We start from the raw sequence: 17,173 nt of genomic DNA, 5'->3' as shown, positions 1-17,173 counted from the left end.
TCAGCCTCCGAGGGCCTCCGTGACGGCCGCCCGATCGACATCGGACAGGCCGATCACCACGAGCTTCGGCTCGCCTGACGTTTCACCGTTGCCGCGATCAAACCAGCTCTCCAGCCTCTGACCCACAGCCTGAACGATCAACGGCACCTTTTTGCCGTCGATCGCGAGGCGTCCCTTGATGCGCAGAACGCCGGGCATGGCGAGCGCCTTGGCGATACGTGCTTCGGCCGCGGCCTTGTCGGGCGCGGTGATGGCGATACTGAAGGAATCGAAATCGTCGTGCTCGTGCTCCTCGCCTTCCATCTCATGGTGCGAAAGCCGGGTCTCGCTGTCGTCCTCGGCGCCGGCCCCGACGCCCAAGAGCACCTCCGGCGGCACGATGCCGTGGGTGGCGCGGATCAGCGAAGCGGCGACCCGCTTGTCCTCGCCGACGCGCTTTTCCACGCGCAGCATGCCCGCTTCATCGACGAGATCGCTCTTCGACAGGATAATGAGATCGGCGCAGCGCAGCTGATCCTCGAACAATTCCTCGATCGGATCGTCATGATCGAGCGACTGGTCGGCTTCGCGCTGCGCGGCGAGCTTCGCTTCGTCGCTCGCCATACGCCCGGCCGCGACGGCCTCGGCATCGACGACGGTCACCACCCCGTCGACGGTCACGCGGTCACGGACTGCAGGCCATGCGAAGGCTTTGACGAGCGGCTGCGGCAGAGCGAGGCCTGAGGTCTCGATGACGATGTGATCGGGCGCCTCGCCGCGTGCGAGGAGACTTTCCATCGCCGGCAAGAAGTCGTCGGCCACCGTGCAGCAGATGCAGCCATTGGAGAGCTCGACGATATCCTCCTCACCGCAGGCAGGACTGCCGCAATCGGAAAGAAGACCACCGTCAAAGCCCGTATCTCCGAACTCGTTGACGATGAGCGCAATCTTCCGGCCGTTCGCGTTCTCGAGGATGTGGCGGATGATCGTCGTCTTTCCGGCTCCGAGGAAGCCGGTGATGATCGTCGCGGGAATGCGTTCCGAAGCGTTTGTCATGAAGGAAGCTGTCCTTTCAGTGCCAGAGGCAGACCGGCCGCCGTGAAGACGACCAGTTCCGCCGAGCGGGCGATTTCCTGGTTGAGACGGCCCTGCGCATCGCGGAAGCGACGAGCAAGGGCGTTGTCGGGGACTATGCCGAGGCCGACCTCGTTGGAGACGAGGACGACGGGGCCCTTCGCCACGGAGAGGACCGCACAAAGCTCGCGCGTACGCACGGCAATGTCCTCTTCGGCGAACAAAATATTGGAAAGCCAGAGTGTGAGGCAGTCGACGAGCAGGGCCCGATCCGGCGCGGCCTCCCGGGCGATGGCGTCCGCAAGCGCAATCGGCTCCTCGACGGTGCGCCATGCCGGCCCGCGCCGGGCCTGATGCACGGCGATGCGCTCACCCATCTCCGCATCGTCGTCCGCTGGAGGGCATGTCGCGACGTAGACGGGGTTAAGCCCGGTTTCCTCGACGAGCCGTTCCGCATAGGTGCTTTTTCCCGAGCGGGCGCCGCCCAAAACGAGTGCCGTCGTTATCATGAGGATTTTGCGGACCATTCCCGCGCCAGGGGAAAGGCAGGCGTCACAAGCTGCCGGCTGCTCACCTTCGTGCCGACCGGCACGAAGGCCGCGTGCCCCGCGGCCACACCTTGAATGGGAAGAAACATCTCTGCTTCAGCGGCAGTCGGGCGAGGAAGCGGTTCCTGAAAGATCAGGCGACGGACATTGCCCCGGCACGAAAGCGAAACCGCCCTGCCCAGCCTCGACGCGCGTGCGCAGGTCGACAACGGTCGTTGCGGTGCGCCCGGCTCCGGTGCTGGATGGAATCGCCGACGGGAATTTTCGCGAAATTTGCATGCTATCCCCTTTACCGTCCCTCCGACGGCGTTCGAGTTGCCCTGGTCCGGCAGGTCTCCTGGCTTGCGGGTCTCAGCCCCTTCTGCGCCTTCCCGTTGCCGGTGGCATATGCAGAGGGCTCGCCGCGTACAGTTGCGGGGGCAGCTGCGGATGAGGGACCCCGATCTGGGTCATCCCTGTCGCATTCCCTTTTGATCCCCAGGTGCTGTGCACCATTCGGGAACCGGAACCATTTCAAAGACTAAACGGAATCAGAAGACTGTCGCAAGCGCGATTCCGCCGTACGCTTCGTTTCGCCCGCGCTTGTATCGCCCGGCGAAACGAAAGGCGTTTGCGAATCGATTTTGCCGGCAACGGGCGCCTTGCCGTTGCCATTGCCGGCGGGCGCGGCCACGTCGAATCGCCGCGCCATGCCCGGATAGCGCGTATAAATCCACACGGTGAACCGTCGCCGCCAGCGCCGCACCGCGGGAATATCGATCGACAACACGATCAGCCCGAGCGGCAGCATCCACAGGCCGAGCACCGGCAGGAAGGCGAACAGACCGCCGAGAACCAGCAGAATCCCGATACCCACACGCAGAAGCGGGCTATGCGGCAGAGGCATCTGCCGGCCGAAAAGATGGAGGCGCGAGCGCCGCTTGCTGTCGTTCTTTACCACTTCGGCTTCCTGCCTGTTTTGCATGCGTCAAAAATGGGCTGCGAAAGGATGCTTGCAATGCCCGATGAGTTTGGTATATCGCGCCCCAATTCCCCGGTAGCTCAGTTGGTAGAGCAAGCGGCTGTTAACCGCTGGGTCGCTGGTTCGAGTCCGGCCCGGGGAGCCACCTTCCTTCTCTTCTCATCCCACGATCTCGTCGAAACCGTGTCTTCACGGTCGGTGCCAGGAACTGTGAGCACCAGAAGCGGCCTGCCCAAGGCAACGCTGGGCCACGCGAAAGCCGGTCCCGTTTCCATCGTCACGAGGGAAATCTGAAACGAGCGCCGCTCGACCTCAAAGGTGAGGTTCTCCAGGCGATTCGCAACGCGCCGGCCCCCGCATCGCGTCAGACGTCTCCACGCAGGAGCGGATGCGCAGAAGATGATCGAACGCAGAGACATCCGCGACGACGATCCGCGCGCTCGCAGCGCAAAAACAAATAAGTCATCTTCATTATTATTATATATACAGGCACAGAAAATCGCGCCGAAATGAAGTCTATTCATTTCGATTAGTTTTTCTGGACACAATATATGGGCTAGAATAAAGGTATATCCAATATTCTACATTGAGACACGCCCTCCCCCGATGCAATGACAGACTCCCCAGACCTCTCCAGCGACGAAGAGGCGTCCGCAGCACACGTTTTCCGCATTGCCGCCGGCGACGCTCTCGTCGTGATTCTCACTTTCCTCGTCATGTTCATGGGCGTCGGCCAGCTCAGCGCTGAAGCCGGCCTCAACGCGGTGCAGACCGCTTTGATGACGAGCCTCACGGTCGCCGCGCCCGCTCAGGCTGCCGCCATGCAGATCCTGACGAGCGAGGGCGCGACCGCCGGCGCTTGGGCCGCGGCCGTCGTCGCCGTCATCATCGTCAATCTCCGCTTCATCGTCATGGTCGCCTCGGTCCTGGCGCGCTTGCCGGAGACGACCTTCTGGCGCGCCCTGGGCGGCGTCGGCCTGATTTCGGCGAGTTCCTTCGCCGTCATCCTCCCCCGCCTCATGGAGGAGCCGCCTCCACGACCGATTCTCTATTGCGGCATGGTCGGAGGCATGTGCTCGCTCTCCGCCGTCATCGGCGCCGTGGCCGGCCATCAACTCGCAGCCTCCGTACCGGTCATCGTCGGCGCCACCCTGGGCGCGATGATTCCCATCTATTTCGCCACGCTGATTGCCCGCCAGAAGAAGCTGCGGCCGTTGATGGTGAACGCTCTCTTCGGCGCACTTCTCGTGCCGCTCGGCGTGCCCTTCATGGGTGCATCCGCGCTTCTCATCCTGCCCCTCATCGTGGCGGGCCTCAGCATGCTGGTCGATCAAGGAAAACAAAAGAATGCCTGACGCTCTCTCTCACTGGCAGCTTTGGGCGGTGGCGGCCGGCGCCGGCCTTGGGACGCTTATGTTGCGGCTCGTGCCGCTGTTTGCGCGCGAGGCGATCGGCGGCGAACGCATCCGCGAATTCTTCGACCGGGCAGGCTACGGCATTCTGGGCGGCATCGTCGCGACATCGGCTTTGCGGTCGGGCCAGGGCCTGTTTCACGGCGCCCCCCTCATCGGGTCCGCGGTCGCGATCGTTTGCGTGGTCATCGCCTTCGCGATCGCCGTGTGGAAGGGAGGCACCATCGTGCCGACCCTGATCGGCCTTGCAGGCTTCGTGGCGGCCGGCCTCCTCTATCTCGGCTGACCGCCGCTCAATTAGCGCCTACGTGCCGCCTATGCCGTCCGCTGAATGATCGGATAAGACCGCTTCACGGAAACCGCGACAATGGCGGCGAGACCGGCTTTGACGACGTCTCCTGGGATGAAGGCCGCCGAGGCGATCGCGGTCTTCGTCAGCGGCAGGCCGACATTGACCGCGGTCCATGGGATACCGATCGCATAGAGAACCACGATGCCGCCGAGAGCGCAGAAGACGAACGACGTGACGACATTGAGTCGGTTCCAGCCCCATTCGTGCAAAGCCCCGACGGCGAAGGCGGCCGCGACCCACCCGAAAAGGTAACCGGCGGTCGGACCGAAGAAGACGCCGAGCCCGCCGCGACCGGCGGCAAGAAGGGGCAGTCCGACGGCGACGAGCGCGAGGAAGAGCAGGATCGACAGCGCTCCCCGACGCGCCCCGAGGATGGCACCAGCCAGCATCGGCCCCATCGACTGAGCCGTAACAGGCACGCCGATCAGCGGCAGCATCACCGGCGGGAAAATCCCGAGCGCAGCCATAAAGGCCGCGAAAAGGGCGATGTAGACTATGTCTTTAGTTGTGGTTCCGCGTCGTTGCATGACATCCTCGCATTGGACGTATTCGGCTGGAGGACGAAGCGCGGCGGCAGCTCGCCTTCGTCGCCGGAGTGATCACTGTAGGGCGAGCGCGCATCGATCGCATCGGCAACATCGCTGGCCATTCGAAGGGTCCGGACGATGAGCGGCAAGGCGAGCGCGACGGGATTTGCTCCAAGCCCCCTCGCCCGCTGCGCGTCGCGAATATCGTTCGCCTGCTGCGCAATGACGGGAATGAACCGGAGCGCCAGAGAGAACGCGAGACCGACCTTGGCGGGATTGACGCCGAAACGCCGAAACGGCGTGAGCGCGCTTTCGACCGCCGCGATCAGTGCGTCGGTGCGCGTTGTCAGCGTCACAAACGCCGCCAGGAGGATCAGCGTCGAAATCCGCAGGACGACGAGAGCGCCGAGTTCCCATGACTGCCAGACACCTTGGACGATGAAGAGAAGCACCAGCAGCCACAACAGAGGGCGCAATTGCTGAAACGCCTGCCGGCGCGAGATGCCTGCGAGCCAATAAAGGAGCAGCGTCGCGAGAAATGCGCCGGCGAGCACGGGAAGACTGCCGACGAGAACGAGCCCTGTGCCCGCCCCGGCCAGAACCAGGAGCTTGGCGGCAGCCGGCAGCTCATGCAGGAACGAGGATATCTCGCCGCGAGATCTCATTGCATACGCTCCACATACCGCGCGAGCGCGGAATTCGGCTCATCGTCGGCAATCACCCTGCCCTGGTCGAAAACGATGACGCGATCGAACGATTGAAGAAGCGGCAAGTCGTGCGTGACGACGATGACGGTCTCTTCCATCTCGGCGATGACCTTGGCAACCCGCCTGGCATTGCGCAAATCGAGAAGCGTCGTCGGCTCGTCGAATACGACACAATCAGGCCGCGTGATGAGGACGCCGGCCAGCGCCAGAAGCTGCTTCTGGCCGCCGGAAAGCGTATGGGAGGGATGCGAGCGAAAGGGTCCGAGCCCGTAGCGGTCGAGCACCTCTTCGACGAGAGCGCCACGCTGGGCTGCGGGTAGCTTCAGCCCCTTGAGGCCGAAGGCGACGTCTTCTTCCACGATCGGGAAGACGATCTGATTGTCTGGATTTTGGAAAACAAAGCCCACCTTGCGACGGACCGCCTTGCCCGACTTGGCCGTATCGAGGCCGTCGACGAGAACCTGTCCGGAGGTGGGAATAAGAAGTCCGTTCAAGAGGCGGGCAAATGTGCTCTTGCCGGACCCATTGGAACCGACGATCCCGATACGCTTCTCGTTCAGCGTCAGATCGATTCCCTTCAAGGCTTCGAAGGTCTCGAAGCGCTGATGAACCGCGCGAATCTCGATCGTCGTCATCATCTGCCCCTTGGAGCGTTGGCGCCGCCGGCATCTCTTTGATGGAAACGCGCCGGCGGCTGCAGGTTCGGAACGCGAACATCGTTCACATGTTCGTGCTCCGGAACCTTATTCGTAGCACCATCGCTTGAAACACTGTCTCAGGTGTCTCATTCTTAGCGGTGTTGCGCAGGATGAAACCCTGACTGGTCCTTCGGCAAAAGGTTCAACCAACCAGGGCGACAATCGCCGCGTAGCCAATTGACGGGACGACCAGGCAGCCAAAGCCGGTGTAGAATGTCGCCGTCATCGCACCATAAGGAACCAGCCGCGGATCGGTAGCAGCCAATCCGGCGGCTGTTCCGCTGGTCGTTCCCATGAGACCACCATACACAGCCGCTGCGGCCGGGTTGTTGAGGCCTGCCATCTTGGCAAGGAACGGGGTCAGGATCATCACGGAGATTGACTTCACCACGCCGGCGGCAACCGACAGGGCGATAACTTCCGAAGATGCGCCGAGAGCCGCACCGGTCACCGGACCGACGATGAAGGTCGCTGCACCGCCGCCGATCGTGGCCATGTCGACCGGGTTCGTGTAGCCGAACGCATAAGCGGTCGCCGCGCCGATCGCAGTCGACAGGATCATCGACACGACGAGAGCGACGACGCCAGGCACGCCGGCCTTCTTCAGCTCTTCAAGCTTCACGCCAAAGGCCGTGGCAACGATGGCGAAGTCACGGAAGACGCTGCCACCCATCAGACCGATGCCTGCGAACAGACCGACATCGGAGATGCCGTGCTTGCCGCCGGTGTATTTGCCACCGACAAACGCCAGGAGCAGACCGATGACGATCGCAATCGCCGAAGCATGAATGCGGTTGTTGAAGATTTTGCCAATATAGGTCGACACCCACATGATGAGGCCGACGACGACGAAGGCAGTAACCAGAGGGTATTTGGAGACTGCTTGTACCAGGATGTCCATGATTACTTGACCTCCTTCGCGGATTCAGGCACCGCGACGGTGGCGGCAGGAGCAGCATTGTCCGCATCGAGGGGCGGAAGTGGATCACTCTTCGGGCTGAGAGCCGCAATCGGCCGGATCAGCAGGAAGCCGGCGAAGACCGCGCCAAGTCCGGCGACAAAGGCGAGAGCGCCGGCGTCGAAGGCCGCGACGACGTTCTGGCGGGCGCACATCGCGACCACGATCGGGATGTACATAGCGCTCCAGAACATGATGCCGTCCTGGGCCAGCTTGGAGAGCTGTTCTTTATCCATAAGCTGGCGCGAGATGATGACGAGCAACAGCATCGCAATGCCGACGCCGCCCACATTCGCGTCAATGCCAACAAGATGACCGATCAGGTAACCGAGACCGGTACCTACGATCATGCACCCGCCCATCAGGGCTAGTCCGTAAATCACCATTTCACTTACTCCAGAGTATCGGAGCCCAAGTTTGAGGGGGCGGCGCGACGCGCCGCCCCACGTCACTCAATCACTCGACGACCATCAGGACGGCACCCGGCTTCAGGCGCTCGCCAACGGAAGCCGAAATCGACTTGACCGTGCCGTCGACCGGCGAAGGCGTGTTGTTTTTCATCTTCATCGCCTCAACCACTGCGAGGCTCTGACCCTTCGTCACCGCATCTCCGACGGCAACTTCGATAGACACGACGGTCGACGGCATTTTCACTTTGATATCCATCATTCACTCCATTGGTTCTCGATGGTTTCGGTTGTGGGGACCTTGCAATTTTCCCCGCAACGCCCGGCAACAGAGGCGCTAATATTCACCTCATCAGACGAGCAACTCTGTAATTCAATTCGATCTATGAGCTCCACATCATTAATCGTCTTCGCTAGAAGAACTTCTCTTCCTGAAATATATTCGGAAAGCTTGACGCCGAGGGAACGATTAAATTCCAACTCGACATCGACTTTGACGCCGATCTCGCGAGAGATTGCCGCAAGAGACGCATGAAAAGCTTGGAAATCGCCACCGAGATCGGCATCGATCAAGAGATCGAGATCCGATTGCGGGCGCACATATGGAAGGCCCGTCATGGCAGCGAGCGCAGCAGATCCAATGAGACCGAGCCGGATATCGAAACGGCGAGCGAGCGACAGCGCGACCCGCAAAGCCGCGTGCGGCGGGGGAAAACGGAGAGCCGCACGCTCCATCACCTCGTAGGGCGACAGGAAGGAAGCGACCTGCCCTGGCTCTACCAGGACCGAGCTCCTCACCCGTTCTTCGCCGATGCGCAGCGGGAAGGAGAAGCCGAGCTGACCCTGCCCGTCCGTGCACACCCTGGTCGGACGGCAGACGATGCCGGGGATCCGATCGGTCAGGAACCCATGCAGAACCGCCGCTTCGGTGGCGCGGTCGCGCATCGTGTGCGGCAAACCTTCCACAAGGGCGGACGCGAGCACCTGGCGGGCGTCAGGATGGAGATAAGCGAGGAAATGGCGCCGGTTCAGCATGGTCAGCGCCTCTTGATCCAGGCAGGATCCGCCTTCGCGGTCTTCTGCAAATTGGCCTGGGCCTCGACCAGCACGTCGAAGAGGCGCGTCTTCTCGGGCCCGACGATCTCGACGCCCGCCTGTGCGGCAGCATCGCCGAGCGGCAGACCGGGGATGAGTTTGAGACGCGTCGCCGGGGCGCCGACCACGACGTCCGGCGCCACTTTCACGACACGGCCTTTGATCCGCAAAATCGTGCGCGCCGCCTTTTCGACGGTTTCCGCAGCCATCGCCGTCGTGTGCGTGACGACGACTTCATATTCTGGATAGGTGCGTTCGCGGCGATAGGTGATGATTTCACCTGCGCGATCGCACACATGCCCGGACTGCGAAACGATGAAGCTGTCGCCCATCGGCAGACCGCCGACCACAAGCTCACGATAAGAAGGCCCGCGGGGCGATGCGACGAGGCTGATGTCATCGCGCAGCGGCACGCCGTCGAGCGTCAGCCAGCCGAATTCCTGACATCCATAAAGATCGTGGACGGTGTAGCCGAAACGCTCCGCGACCGGCAGCAGGCCTTCGTCGAGCGGAGTACCGGCCGTGAGGAGGATAGCCCCCTCTGGCAATTCGTTCTTCAGTCCTAGCGGACCGGCCTGCTCGAGGCTTGCCCGCAGGAACGAGGATTCTCCAAGGATAATCGAAGGTTTTTCCCGGCAGGCCGCGACGAGGAAGGCGTCGCGGCTTGAGCGCTTGAGGAAACTCCATTCCACCCCGCATTGGCGCAGCGCCTCGGCGGAGAAGACATTGACGAGAGGCGGATAGCTGACGAGCATCCGCGCTCCTGGCCCGGACCCAAGTCTTTCGAACAGGGTCCGGGCCACCGCGCAGCGGCCGGAAATCTCGCCATGGACCACGCCGACGATATTCTGGAACGCCGAAGAGCCTGTCGTGAAGGTGAGATACGCCAGATTGAAAGGCGTATGCACCTCCTCGATGACATGGGCGGCGGTAGGACCGTCGATACCCTTGTCCGCCAATGTCCGCCGCGGCATCTCCTCCAAAGTCGGAGCTGTGCCGAAAGCGTCCAGGGCTGCTTCGAGAACCGTCAGATCGTCAGACATGATCGTCGTCCCTTTTGGGTCGTCAGCGAGATGGAGCGTATTTCTCGGCGACTGCTGCGAACTCTTGGTTCATCAGCTTGATCACTTCAGGCCGGACTTTGCGGCCTTCACGCTCTGCACCGAGCTGTCCCCGGCCCCACGGGCCGAGCTTTTCGGCTTCACCGGCCGCCTTCGCGGCACGGATCGCCTTGATGTGCTCGATGATCGTCGGACGCATGCCCTCGATCGTTCCGACCAGCTCCTCGACGCCGCCGAGGGCGTAAAAGAAGCGCGGGCCGGCGGCGAAGACCGGATTGCCCTTCGACAATTCCTGCAGCGTCTCGAGATCCTTGCGGATGATGCGCGACACCGAGGTGAGCGGCATCACGTGGATCATCGTGCCGAAGTTGGCATCGAGCGACACGATGTGGTCCGCCTGTAGCCCATGGCACAGGAAGGCGCCCGAGATCGCCCGGCCGATGACCATGGCAACGATCGGATGACCCGCAAGCCGAGCCTCAGCGAGCGCCAGCTGATAGGCGCCGGTCGCCTTGTTCATGCCGAAGATCTCTTCGACCTTGCCCGGACCGTTTCCTGGGGTGTCAACGATGAGGACGAGCGGGCGCTTCTCGGCGACCGGCTTGGCCTTATCGGCTTCGAGGGAGGCATAGACGGCCTGCGCCATCTTGTAGCCCTCCTCCATGCCGATGATGCCGGCATAGACGACGGGGAACTTCTCGTTGAAGGCGTTGGCGTCGGAGGCGATGATCGTCACCGTCTCGCCATTGAGGGCTGCTGTTCCGACAACCGCACCCGGACCGAATTCGGGATCGTCGAAGGTTTTGGCACCGATGGTGCCCTCGTTGAAGCTGTCGGCATCGACGATCATGTCGATCGCGTCCCGACCTCTTCCCATCATGGTCTCAGTGGCTTCCATGATTGTCTCCTGATTAAGGGATTTGTGACCGGGCTCAGACCGACAGCCGCTTCACGTCGGCGAGGAACTCGTCGAGCGGAATGTCGGTAAGAGCGACGGGATCGGGATTGCCGGCTTTCACCCAGACGTCACGGGCATCCTGCGGCTGCATCTCGGCAGCGAGCGCGACTGCACGCAGCTGGCGTTCGACGGCCTCGGGCGAGCCGATGCGGCGCATCTTCTCAAATTCGGAGACCGGAAGAACGGCGAGCTTGGCAACGGCTTCACGGAAGGCGCCGATCGTGTTGTGCACGAGGACGTTGCAATCGCCCATGATGTACTTGTGCCGACCGCCCGTGGTGCGGAAGACGAGCGCACGATCGGAAGAATCGAACTCTTCCTTGCCCATCTCCTGTTCGATGACTTCAGGGCCGGTCAGGCCGAGACGTCCGAACTCGCTCATCACGATGGCGTCCGTTGCCGCCGCGACAAAGCCCATGCCGCCGAAGCAGCCGACCTTCGAGCCGATAAGCGTGATGACCGGCACCTTGTGGCGTGCCTTCTGCAACTGGTCCATCACCTCGGCATGGGCGAGAAGGCCTGCATTCGATTCATGCAGGCGCACGCCGCCGGTTTCGAAAGAGATGACGACGACCGGCTTCTCCTCGTCGGAGATGTCCGGATAGTCCGCCACCAGCTTGTCGTGGAACTCGATGGCGAGACGGATCGTGTTGACCATCTTCGCGCCACCGACCTCGCCGACGGAACCGCCAATGAAGCGGCCTTCCTGCGAGATGACGAAAACCGGGGTTTTGCCGATCTTGCCAACCGCGGTGACGATTCCATCGTCGAATTCGACGGCTTCGCCCAAGACTTCCAGGTGCGGGCTGTAGAACCTGTCGAACGGACCCGCGAGTTCTGTGTAGGTGCCCTCGTCGACCAGGCCAACGGCCCGGGCGCGCGCATCAGATTCCAGGAAGCTCTGCTCCTGAAGATCATTCCATTTCGGCATCAGATCTCTCCTTACTCGCCGGTCGCTTCCGCAAAGCCCTGGCGCAGGCGCAGCAGGACCACGGCAGGCGTGGCGTTGTTGTCGTTGATCTCGAGGTGGACATCGCCGAGGAGCGTTTCGGAGACGAACTTCTCCACCACGCGCTTCCACAGTTCGTCGAAGCCAGCGACCGGGGTAACGATACGGACCGAGACCGCGCCCTTCAGATCCTTGGGCTCCATCAGGACTTCCATGTCGCCCGAACCGACGACGCCGAGATGGATCGGCGTGTCGATCGAATGCGTCACCTCATCGAGCTTGAGGTCGAATTCCAAGGTATTCAAAGCCATGATTCAAATGTCCTTCGTCACCAGTTGCGGAACCGGGCCGGCGGGTTGTAGAGGCCGCCCGACCAGCTCACGAGGTCGCGGATGTTGCGGGCTGCGAGCAGCGAGCGGTTGGCACGGGAGCGATCGACGCCCAGGTCTTCCGGCGTCTTGACGATGCCGGCTTCACGCAGCTGCCGGGTTTCGTCCGGATTGGCCTTGATGCCGATCTCGGTGTAGCCGGCGACCGCACGAATGGCGGCCATGCGCGCATCGATGTCCGCGCAGCGATTGAGGTAGGCGATGCCTTCCTCGGTCACGACGTGGGTGAGATCGTCGCCGTAGATCATCACCGGCGGCAGATCGAGATTGGCGTTTTCGGCCAGCTTCCAGGCGTCGAGCTCTTCCACGAAAACGGGCGCCCTGCCCTCGCCGAACGTTTCAACACCCTGCACCACAAGGCGCTTGCCGCGCGGCATGTTGCCGATCTGACGATCGAGCGTCGGCATTTCCTTGCCGCACTTCAGCCAGCTATCGGTCACATGACGACGGCCTTTGGCATCGCAACCCATGTTCGGTGCGCCGCCGAAGCCAGCCACGCGCGACGCGGTCGCCGTGGAGGAATTGCCGTATTTGTCGATCTGCAGCGTGCCGCCGATGAACATGTCGAGGGCGTAATGGCCGGCGGTCTGGGCGTAAGCGCGGTTGGAGCGCAGCGTGCCGTCGGGGCCCGTAAAGAAGACGTCCGGCCGCGCCGCAACGTACTTCTCCATGCCGAGCTCGCCGCCGAAGCAGTGGATCGTATCGACCCAGCCCGATTCGATCGCCGGGATCATCGTCGGATGCGGGTTGAGGATCATATGCGTACAGGCTTTGCCCTTGAGGCCCAGCTCTTCGCCGTAGGTCGGCAGAAGCAGTTCGATGGCCGACGTCAGGAAGCCGATGCCATGGTTGATCCGCTTGACCTCGTATTCGGCGTAGATGCCTTTGAGGCACAGCATCGCGAGGAGGATCTGGCTCTCCGTGACGAGCCCCGGGTCACGGGTGAACAACGGCTCGATGAAGAACGGCCTCGGCGACTCCACAACGGCGTCGATCCAGTCGGCCGGAATGTCGACGCGCGGGAGCTTGTCGACGATCTCGTTGACCTGGGCAATCACGATGCCCTGACGGAACTTCGTGGCCTCGACGATCGTCGGCGTGTCTTCGGTGTTGAAGCCGGTGTAGAGGTTGCCCTCCCGGTCCGCCTTGTAGGCGCAGATGAGAGACACCTTCGGCGTCAGGTCGAGGAAGTAGCGGCCAAAGAGCTCCAGATAGGTATGGATGGCTCCAAGCTCGAGCTTGCCTTCGCTGATGAACTTGGCGACCCGGCCGGCCTGCGGTCCGCCGAATGCGAAGTCGAGCTTCTTGGCGATCCCGTTCTCAAACAGGTCGAGATGGACGGGCAGCGGCACGGCCGACTGCACCATGTGCAGATCGTGGATCCTCGACTTGTCCACCTTGTTGAGGCATTCGGCGAGGAAATCGGCCTGCTTCTGATTGTTGCCTTCGATATTGACCCGGTCGCCGGCGCGGATCACCGCTTCAAGCAGCGCGACCGTATCCTCCGGCTTGAACTGCTTTCCCGGACCAATGTACCGGGAGGCAGCCTCCAGCCTCTCCGCAGTATCTGCAGAGCGGCGGTCCCACTTCTTTTCTGTAGAGTTAGTGGACATGGAACAACCTCTGTTTCCTTATATTAGCGCGCAACGCTCGCGATAGCGGGCGAATGACACGCTTCTCCGTAGTAGAAGCGGTGTAGAGCGCCGCCTCCGTCTCGAATACTTAAACTGCCGTCAGGGCCGAGGTCGGTTGCGACGCCTCGGCAGCGCGCATCGCCTGCGTCGAAGGAGATCTCCCGCCCAATTGTGCAGGAGCGTGCGATCCAGGCCTGGCGAATGGGGTCGAAGCCTTCGTCTTCCCAGCGCCTCATCCACCGCTCGACCGAGTCGAAAACCGCCGACAGAACCGCTTCGGAATCGATCGTCCGACCGGCTTCGATCGCGAGAGATGTGGCAATGCCCTCAAGGATTTGAGGAAAATCGGACGCTTTGACGTTCACGTTGAGGCCGATACCGGCGATCACGTGGGCCATGTCCCCTTCCGGGGTCAGGACGAGCTCGCACAGGATGCCGCAAAGCTTGCGACCGTCGACGAGGATATCGTTTGGCCATTTGAGTTCGGCGGCGACGCCGGTTGCCTGCACGATGGCCTCAGCGACGGCCACGCCCAGCACGAGGGTAAGCTGGGGGACTTCTTCCACCGGCCGCTCCGGCCGCAACAGCAGCGACAGAGCGAAGCCCTTGCCCGGCTCCGAAAACCAGAAACGCTTGCCCTTACCGCGGCCGGCCGTCTGATGATCGGCCACCACCGCGAGACCCGGCCCTGCCCCTTCACCAGCGAGATCCCGGATAAGCCGGTTCGTCGAATCGACGGCCGAGATACGATAGACTGGGTCGATCCCGCCGCTGCGGCGCTCGACACCGCAATGGCTTGCGAGGTCGGCGGGCGTGGCAGCGAGGGCGAAGAAGGTGGACATGGTTTCGTCCGGAGTAAGGGTTTCGATACGTTGAAGGATGACGTCCGGTGTCTGCAGGGTTGGGGGGCGCGCAGACACCGGACGCTCCGTCATCCGACCAGGCCGATCGTCGAAGCGAAGACGCCGACGGCAATGGCGGAGACGATGACGCCGCAGATCGAGGCACCCATGGCCAGAGGCATAATCATGGCGTAGGGGCTCGCCTCGAAGGCGCAGCGTTGGGCGATCTTGGCGGTGGACGGCATGCAGGAGACACCGGCGATGCCCGTGGCAGGGTTGTACTTGCCCTTGCTCAGGAACCAGACCAGCCAGCCACCACCGATACCGCCGAGAGCGGAGACGGCGAGCGCCGTGATGCCGAGGACGAGCAGGATCGCCACACGCGGATCAAGCAGGGTCGAAGCCTCACAAAGCACGCCGAGCACAAGGCCGAGGAAAAGGGTCGACCCGTAGGTGATCGTGTTCTCAAGGAGCTTCTGGTAGGGCTCGATCTCTGCTTCCTTGATCGCAACGCCCATGAAGAAGGACAGGATCAACGGAGATGCCACCGGCAGCAGCAGGCAGAGGAGTCCCGCAGCAACGATGGTGAAGATGAACTTCGCTTGCGGGGAGACATCAGGGAAGTCGATCTCGACCTCGATGCCACGGTACTTCTCAGGCACCAGCCAACGCACGAGGTACGGATAGCCAGCGTAGCACAGCGACAGATAGAGATAGGCGATGATGGAGATCGGGACGAAGAGGTCCTTCGCCATGATCAGCGAGGCAAACAACACCATCGGGCCGTCCGCGCCGCCGATCGTGCCGACCGCAGCCGCCTGCCCCGGCGTCAAGCCGAAGTAGTAGCCGATCACCAGCGTCACGAAGGTGCCGAGCTCGGCGCAGACCGCAACCGTGATCGAAGCCCAAGGGCGCGCCAGAATGAAGGAGATGTCGGCCATCGTGCCGATGCCCATGAAGAGCATGCAGGCAACGAGCGAGTTCACGAAGGTGAAGTTGTAGATCGGCTGCAGAAAGTTGATCTGCATGATGTCGACCAAGGGGCCCGTCTCGGAGACCATCGGCGCGATGATGAGAGTGCCGATCTTGCCGGCCTCCAGGAACATGACGCCGGCGTTGACCGCCATCATGCCGAGGCCCATCGGGACCATGATCAAGGGTTCGAGCGTACGCTTGAAGCCGAGATAGGCGAGCGTGAAGCCGAGGATGATGAGGCCGATGCGCGAAAACGCGATAACCGGATCCTGAACGAAGAGCGTCCCGATACCCGGGAAGATGCTAAGGAGTTGATGTAACATGGTTTCGCCGGTCTATTCGGAAGGCTGCGAGAGGAATTTGGAGATGCCGACGATCACGCCGATCACGCCGAAAGCGATGATTGCGGTGATGAGGTAGGACATCCCGGCATAGACAATGATGTTCATGAGATCCTCGGGGGGTTGGGGGACTGACCCGCCGTGCGGGGCCGGTCGGTGAAGGCGGCTCCGGGGGCGGGATGGCCGCTCAAGAGCGCATCGACGCCGAAGGTGATGGCCAGAAGATCGGCCGAGCCTCCGGGGCTGATATTTCGGGTGATGCATGCCGCATCGAGACGGCGGATCGCGGCCATGCCGGCCTCGCTCAGCGCCCCGCCGAGACGAAGCACTTCGCGGGCTTCCGCACGGACGAAGTCGAGCGCCGCAAAGCCGCCGCGCCACAGAAGCGTCGTGTCTTCGGCGACAGCCATCAGGGAAATGAGGGTGTGAATGAGCGCCGTCTGGACAGAGGCTCCCGCTTCGCGGGCCGCCCGAAAAGCGGGGAGCCCCGCTTCGGCGACGGTGGGAAAACCCGCCTCCACTTCGCCGCGGATGCCCTGAACACCATAGCGTTGATAGAGCCACTCGCCGGCAGTCGCCGGTTCGCGATCGGCAAGACTGCAGAGCTCGCGGGCGCAAAGCCCGTCGACCATCAAGGCCGCAGTCGCGAAGAGAGCATCGGCGCTCATGGCCGCCGGTTCGCGCGCCAGCAGACCAGCCGCAGCGCTCAAAATACCGGCGGAGAAGAGAAAACCGCGTTGTGTGTTGACGCCGCCGGTGGCGGCGAGAAGCAGGCCTTCATAATGGGAACCAATGGCGCGCACGACCGGGAGAAGGCTGCCCACCTGCCCTTCATGACGTTGGCCGGCATCAGCACATTGAAAAAAGCAGGGAGCGATCGCGGCCGAGGACACCATGAAGGTGGAGATGTCCATGTCGCGGTGTGCGCCGTTGGAGCGGGCCGTTACGAGACCAGGCTTCGGATGGGTTGCGACTTCGAGCAATGCGCCGGCGAGGAATGCCGACCCGATGCGCCAGGCAACGGCGCTTACGCCGGCTTCGAAAGCGGGGGTCTGCTCCGGATTGTTCGCTGTAAGTTGCTGAGGGGCTTGCATAATCTCGTACTCATTTCGCCTCCCCAGGCTGCGCTTCGATGACAATCGTCGCTTGCGCATAGGCCTGCATCGGCGATTTCGCCGCGTCCGGACGACGCTCATAGCGGGCGGCGCGAGGGCGCAATTCCCCGTTGACCTCGAGCGCAGATAAGCGCCGAAAGTCGCAAGGAGATTCAGGAGTTCACCGGCACGGAGAACACTGATTCACTGGT

The 17,173-nt window shown here is 62.4% G+C and carries 20 protein-coding genes, 1 tRNA gene and 1 riboswitch; of the genes, 3 read left to right on the top strand and 18 right to left on the bottom strand.

Translation table 11 applies throughout. The features are described 5' to 3' along the window. The 3 genes from cobW to BLP76_RS19115 form a co-directional block, all read right to left on the bottom strand. Positions 1-1,035: a cobalamin biosynthesis protein CobW gene (cobW, locus tag BLP76_RS16850; RefSeq protein ID WP_092816094.1), complete on the bottom strand. Its 1,035-nt coding sequence runs from the start codon at positions 1,033-1,035 to the stop codon at positions 1-3. Next, entirely contained in the window at positions 1,032-1,580 is a 549-nt protein-coding gene (gene cobU / locus BLP76_RS16845; protein ID WP_425284199.1) for a bifunctional adenosylcobinamide kinase/adenosylcobinamide-phosphate guanylyltransferase, read from the bottom strand. The genes cobW and cobU overlap by 4 nt, the downstream gene beginning before the upstream one ends. 331 nt (positions 1,581-1,911) lie before the next feature. Further along, positions 1,912-2,123, bottom strand: a riboswitch (cobalamin riboswitch). Then, complete coding sequence (locus BLP76_RS19115; protein ID WP_244514644.1) at positions 2,122-2,541, bottom strand: hypothetical protein; 420 nt, start codon at positions 2,539-2,541, stop codon at positions 2,122-2,124. Its footprint overlaps the riboswitch before it by 2 nt. Before the next feature lie 90 nt (positions 2,542-2,631). Between BLP76_RS19115 and BLP76_RS16835 the strand changes: the two genes are divergently transcribed. From BLP76_RS16835 to BLP76_RS16825, 3 genes are all read left to right on the top strand, one after another. Then, positions 2,632-2,707, top strand: a tRNA-Asn gene (locus tag BLP76_RS16835). A 466-nt stretch (positions 2,708-3,173) separates the two neighbouring features. Then, on the top strand, positions 3,174-3,917 hold the full coding sequence (locus tag BLP76_RS16830; protein WP_092816090.1) for an AzlC family ABC transporter permease: 744 nt from the start codon (positions 3,174-3,176) through the stop codon (positions 3,915-3,917). Next, on the top strand, positions 3,910-4,260 hold the full coding sequence (locus BLP76_RS16825) for an AzlD domain-containing protein (protein ID WP_092816088.1): 351 nt from the start codon (positions 3,910-3,912) through the stop codon (positions 4,258-4,260). The genes BLP76_RS16830 and BLP76_RS16825 overlap by 8 nt, the downstream gene beginning before the upstream one ends. A 29-nt stretch (positions 4,261-4,289) precedes the next feature. On the opposite strand, the gene BLP76_RS16820 is transcribed toward BLP76_RS16825, so the two are convergent. From BLP76_RS16820 to mdcB, 15 genes are all read right to left on the bottom strand, one after another. Next, entirely contained in the window at positions 4,290-4,793 is a 504-nt protein-coding gene (locus BLP76_RS16820; protein ID WP_244514642.1) for a biotin transporter BioY, read from the bottom strand. Positions 4,794-4,819: 26 nt separating this feature from the next. After that, positions 4,820-5,518 carry an energy-coupling factor transporter transmembrane component T family protein gene (locus BLP76_RS16815; protein WP_092816173.1) on the bottom strand — a complete coding sequence of 233 codons (699 nt, stop codon included), beginning with the start codon at positions 5,516-5,518 and terminating at the stop codon, positions 4,820-4,822. Next, positions 5,515-6,195, bottom strand: coding sequence for an energy-coupling factor ABC transporter ATP-binding protein (locus BLP76_RS16810; protein ID WP_092816171.1), 681 nt, complete (start codon positions 6,193-6,195; stop codon positions 5,515-5,517). The genes BLP76_RS16815 and BLP76_RS16810 overlap by 4 nt, the downstream gene beginning before the upstream one ends. Positions 6,196-6,400: 205 nt before the next feature. Further along, positions 6,401-7,159 (bottom strand): malonate transporter subunit MadM, encoded by a 759-nt coding sequence (gene madM / locus BLP76_RS16805; protein WP_170130534.1) that lies wholly within the window; start codon positions 7,157-7,159, stop codon positions 6,401-6,403. 2 nt (positions 7,160-7,161) lie between these two features. Next, positions 7,162-7,602 (bottom strand): malonate transporter subunit MadL, encoded by a 441-nt coding sequence (gene madL / locus BLP76_RS16800; RefSeq protein ID WP_092816082.1) that lies wholly within the window; start codon positions 7,600-7,602, stop codon positions 7,162-7,164. A 70-nt stretch (positions 7,603-7,672) separates the two neighbouring features. Continuing rightward, positions 7,673-7,885 carry a biotin/lipoyl-containing protein gene (locus BLP76_RS16795; RefSeq protein ID WP_244514641.1) on the bottom strand — a complete coding sequence of 71 codons (213 nt, stop codon included), beginning with the start codon at positions 7,883-7,885 and terminating at the stop codon, positions 7,673-7,675. Beyond that, the gene (gene mdcG / locus BLP76_RS16790; RefSeq protein ID WP_092816078.1) at positions 7,882-8,658 is read right to left on the bottom strand and encodes a malonate decarboxylase holo-[acyl-carrier-protein] synthase; all 777 of its coding nucleotides are present in this window, start codon (positions 8,656-8,658) and stop codon (positions 7,882-7,884) included. The genes BLP76_RS16795 and mdcG overlap by 4 nt, the downstream gene beginning before the upstream one ends. Positions 8,659-8,660: 2 nt before the next feature. Further along, complete coding sequence (locus BLP76_RS16785; protein ID WP_092816076.1) at positions 8,661-9,761, bottom strand: acyl carrier protein; 1,101 nt, start codon at positions 9,759-9,761, stop codon at positions 8,661-8,663. 22 nt (positions 9,762-9,783) lie between these two features. Next, on the bottom strand, positions 9,784-10,677 hold the full coding sequence (gene mdcE / locus BLP76_RS16780) for a biotin-independent malonate decarboxylase subunit gamma (RefSeq protein ID WP_092816074.1): 894 nt from the start codon (positions 10,675-10,677) through the stop codon (positions 9,784-9,786). 34 nt (positions 10,678-10,711) lie between these two features. Next, on the bottom strand, positions 10,712-11,668 hold the full coding sequence (locus tag BLP76_RS16775; RefSeq protein WP_092816072.1) for a biotin-independent malonate decarboxylase subunit beta: 957 nt from the start codon (positions 11,666-11,668) through the stop codon (positions 10,712-10,714). 11 nt (positions 11,669-11,679) lie between these two features. Beyond that, complete coding sequence (gene mdcC / locus BLP76_RS16770) at positions 11,680-11,997, bottom strand: malonate decarboxylase acyl carrier protein (protein ID WP_092816070.1); 318 nt, start codon at positions 11,995-11,997, stop codon at positions 11,680-11,682. A gap of 17 nt (positions 11,998-12,014) precedes the next feature. Continuing rightward, entirely contained in the window at positions 12,015-13,688 is a 1,674-nt protein-coding gene (mdcA, locus tag BLP76_RS16765) for a malonate decarboxylase subunit alpha (RefSeq protein ID WP_092816068.1), read from the bottom strand. A 23-nt stretch (positions 13,689-13,711) separates the two neighbouring features. Next, the gene (locus BLP76_RS16760; RefSeq protein ID WP_200170603.1) at positions 13,712-14,629 is read right to left on the bottom strand and encodes a biotin--[acetyl-CoA-carboxylase] ligase; all 918 of its coding nucleotides are present in this window, start codon (positions 14,627-14,629) and stop codon (positions 13,712-13,714) included. An 11-nt stretch (positions 14,630-14,640) separates the two neighbouring features. Then, positions 14,641-15,849 (bottom strand): Na+-transporting malonate decarboxylase, carboxybiotin decarboxylase subunit, encoded by a 1,209-nt coding sequence (madB, locus tag BLP76_RS16755; protein ID WP_092816064.1) that lies wholly within the window; start codon positions 15,847-15,849, stop codon positions 14,641-14,643. A gap of 122 nt (positions 15,850-15,971) precedes the next feature. Beyond that, on the bottom strand, positions 15,972-16,961 hold the full coding sequence (gene mdcB, locus BLP76_RS16750; RefSeq protein ID WP_092816062.1) for a triphosphoribosyl-dephospho-CoA synthase MdcB: 990 nt from the start codon (positions 16,959-16,961) through the stop codon (positions 15,972-15,974). Positions 16,962-17,173 lie beyond the last annotated feature (212 nt).

The sequence above is a fragment of the Afifella marina DSM 2698 genome (assembly GCF_900102695.1).
Classification (GTDB): domain Bacteria; phylum Pseudomonadota; class Alphaproteobacteria; order Rhizobiales; family Afifellaceae; genus Afifella; species Afifella marina.
Note: the sequence above shows the minus strand (reverse complement) of the source record. Positions and strands in the feature narration are given on the sequence as shown.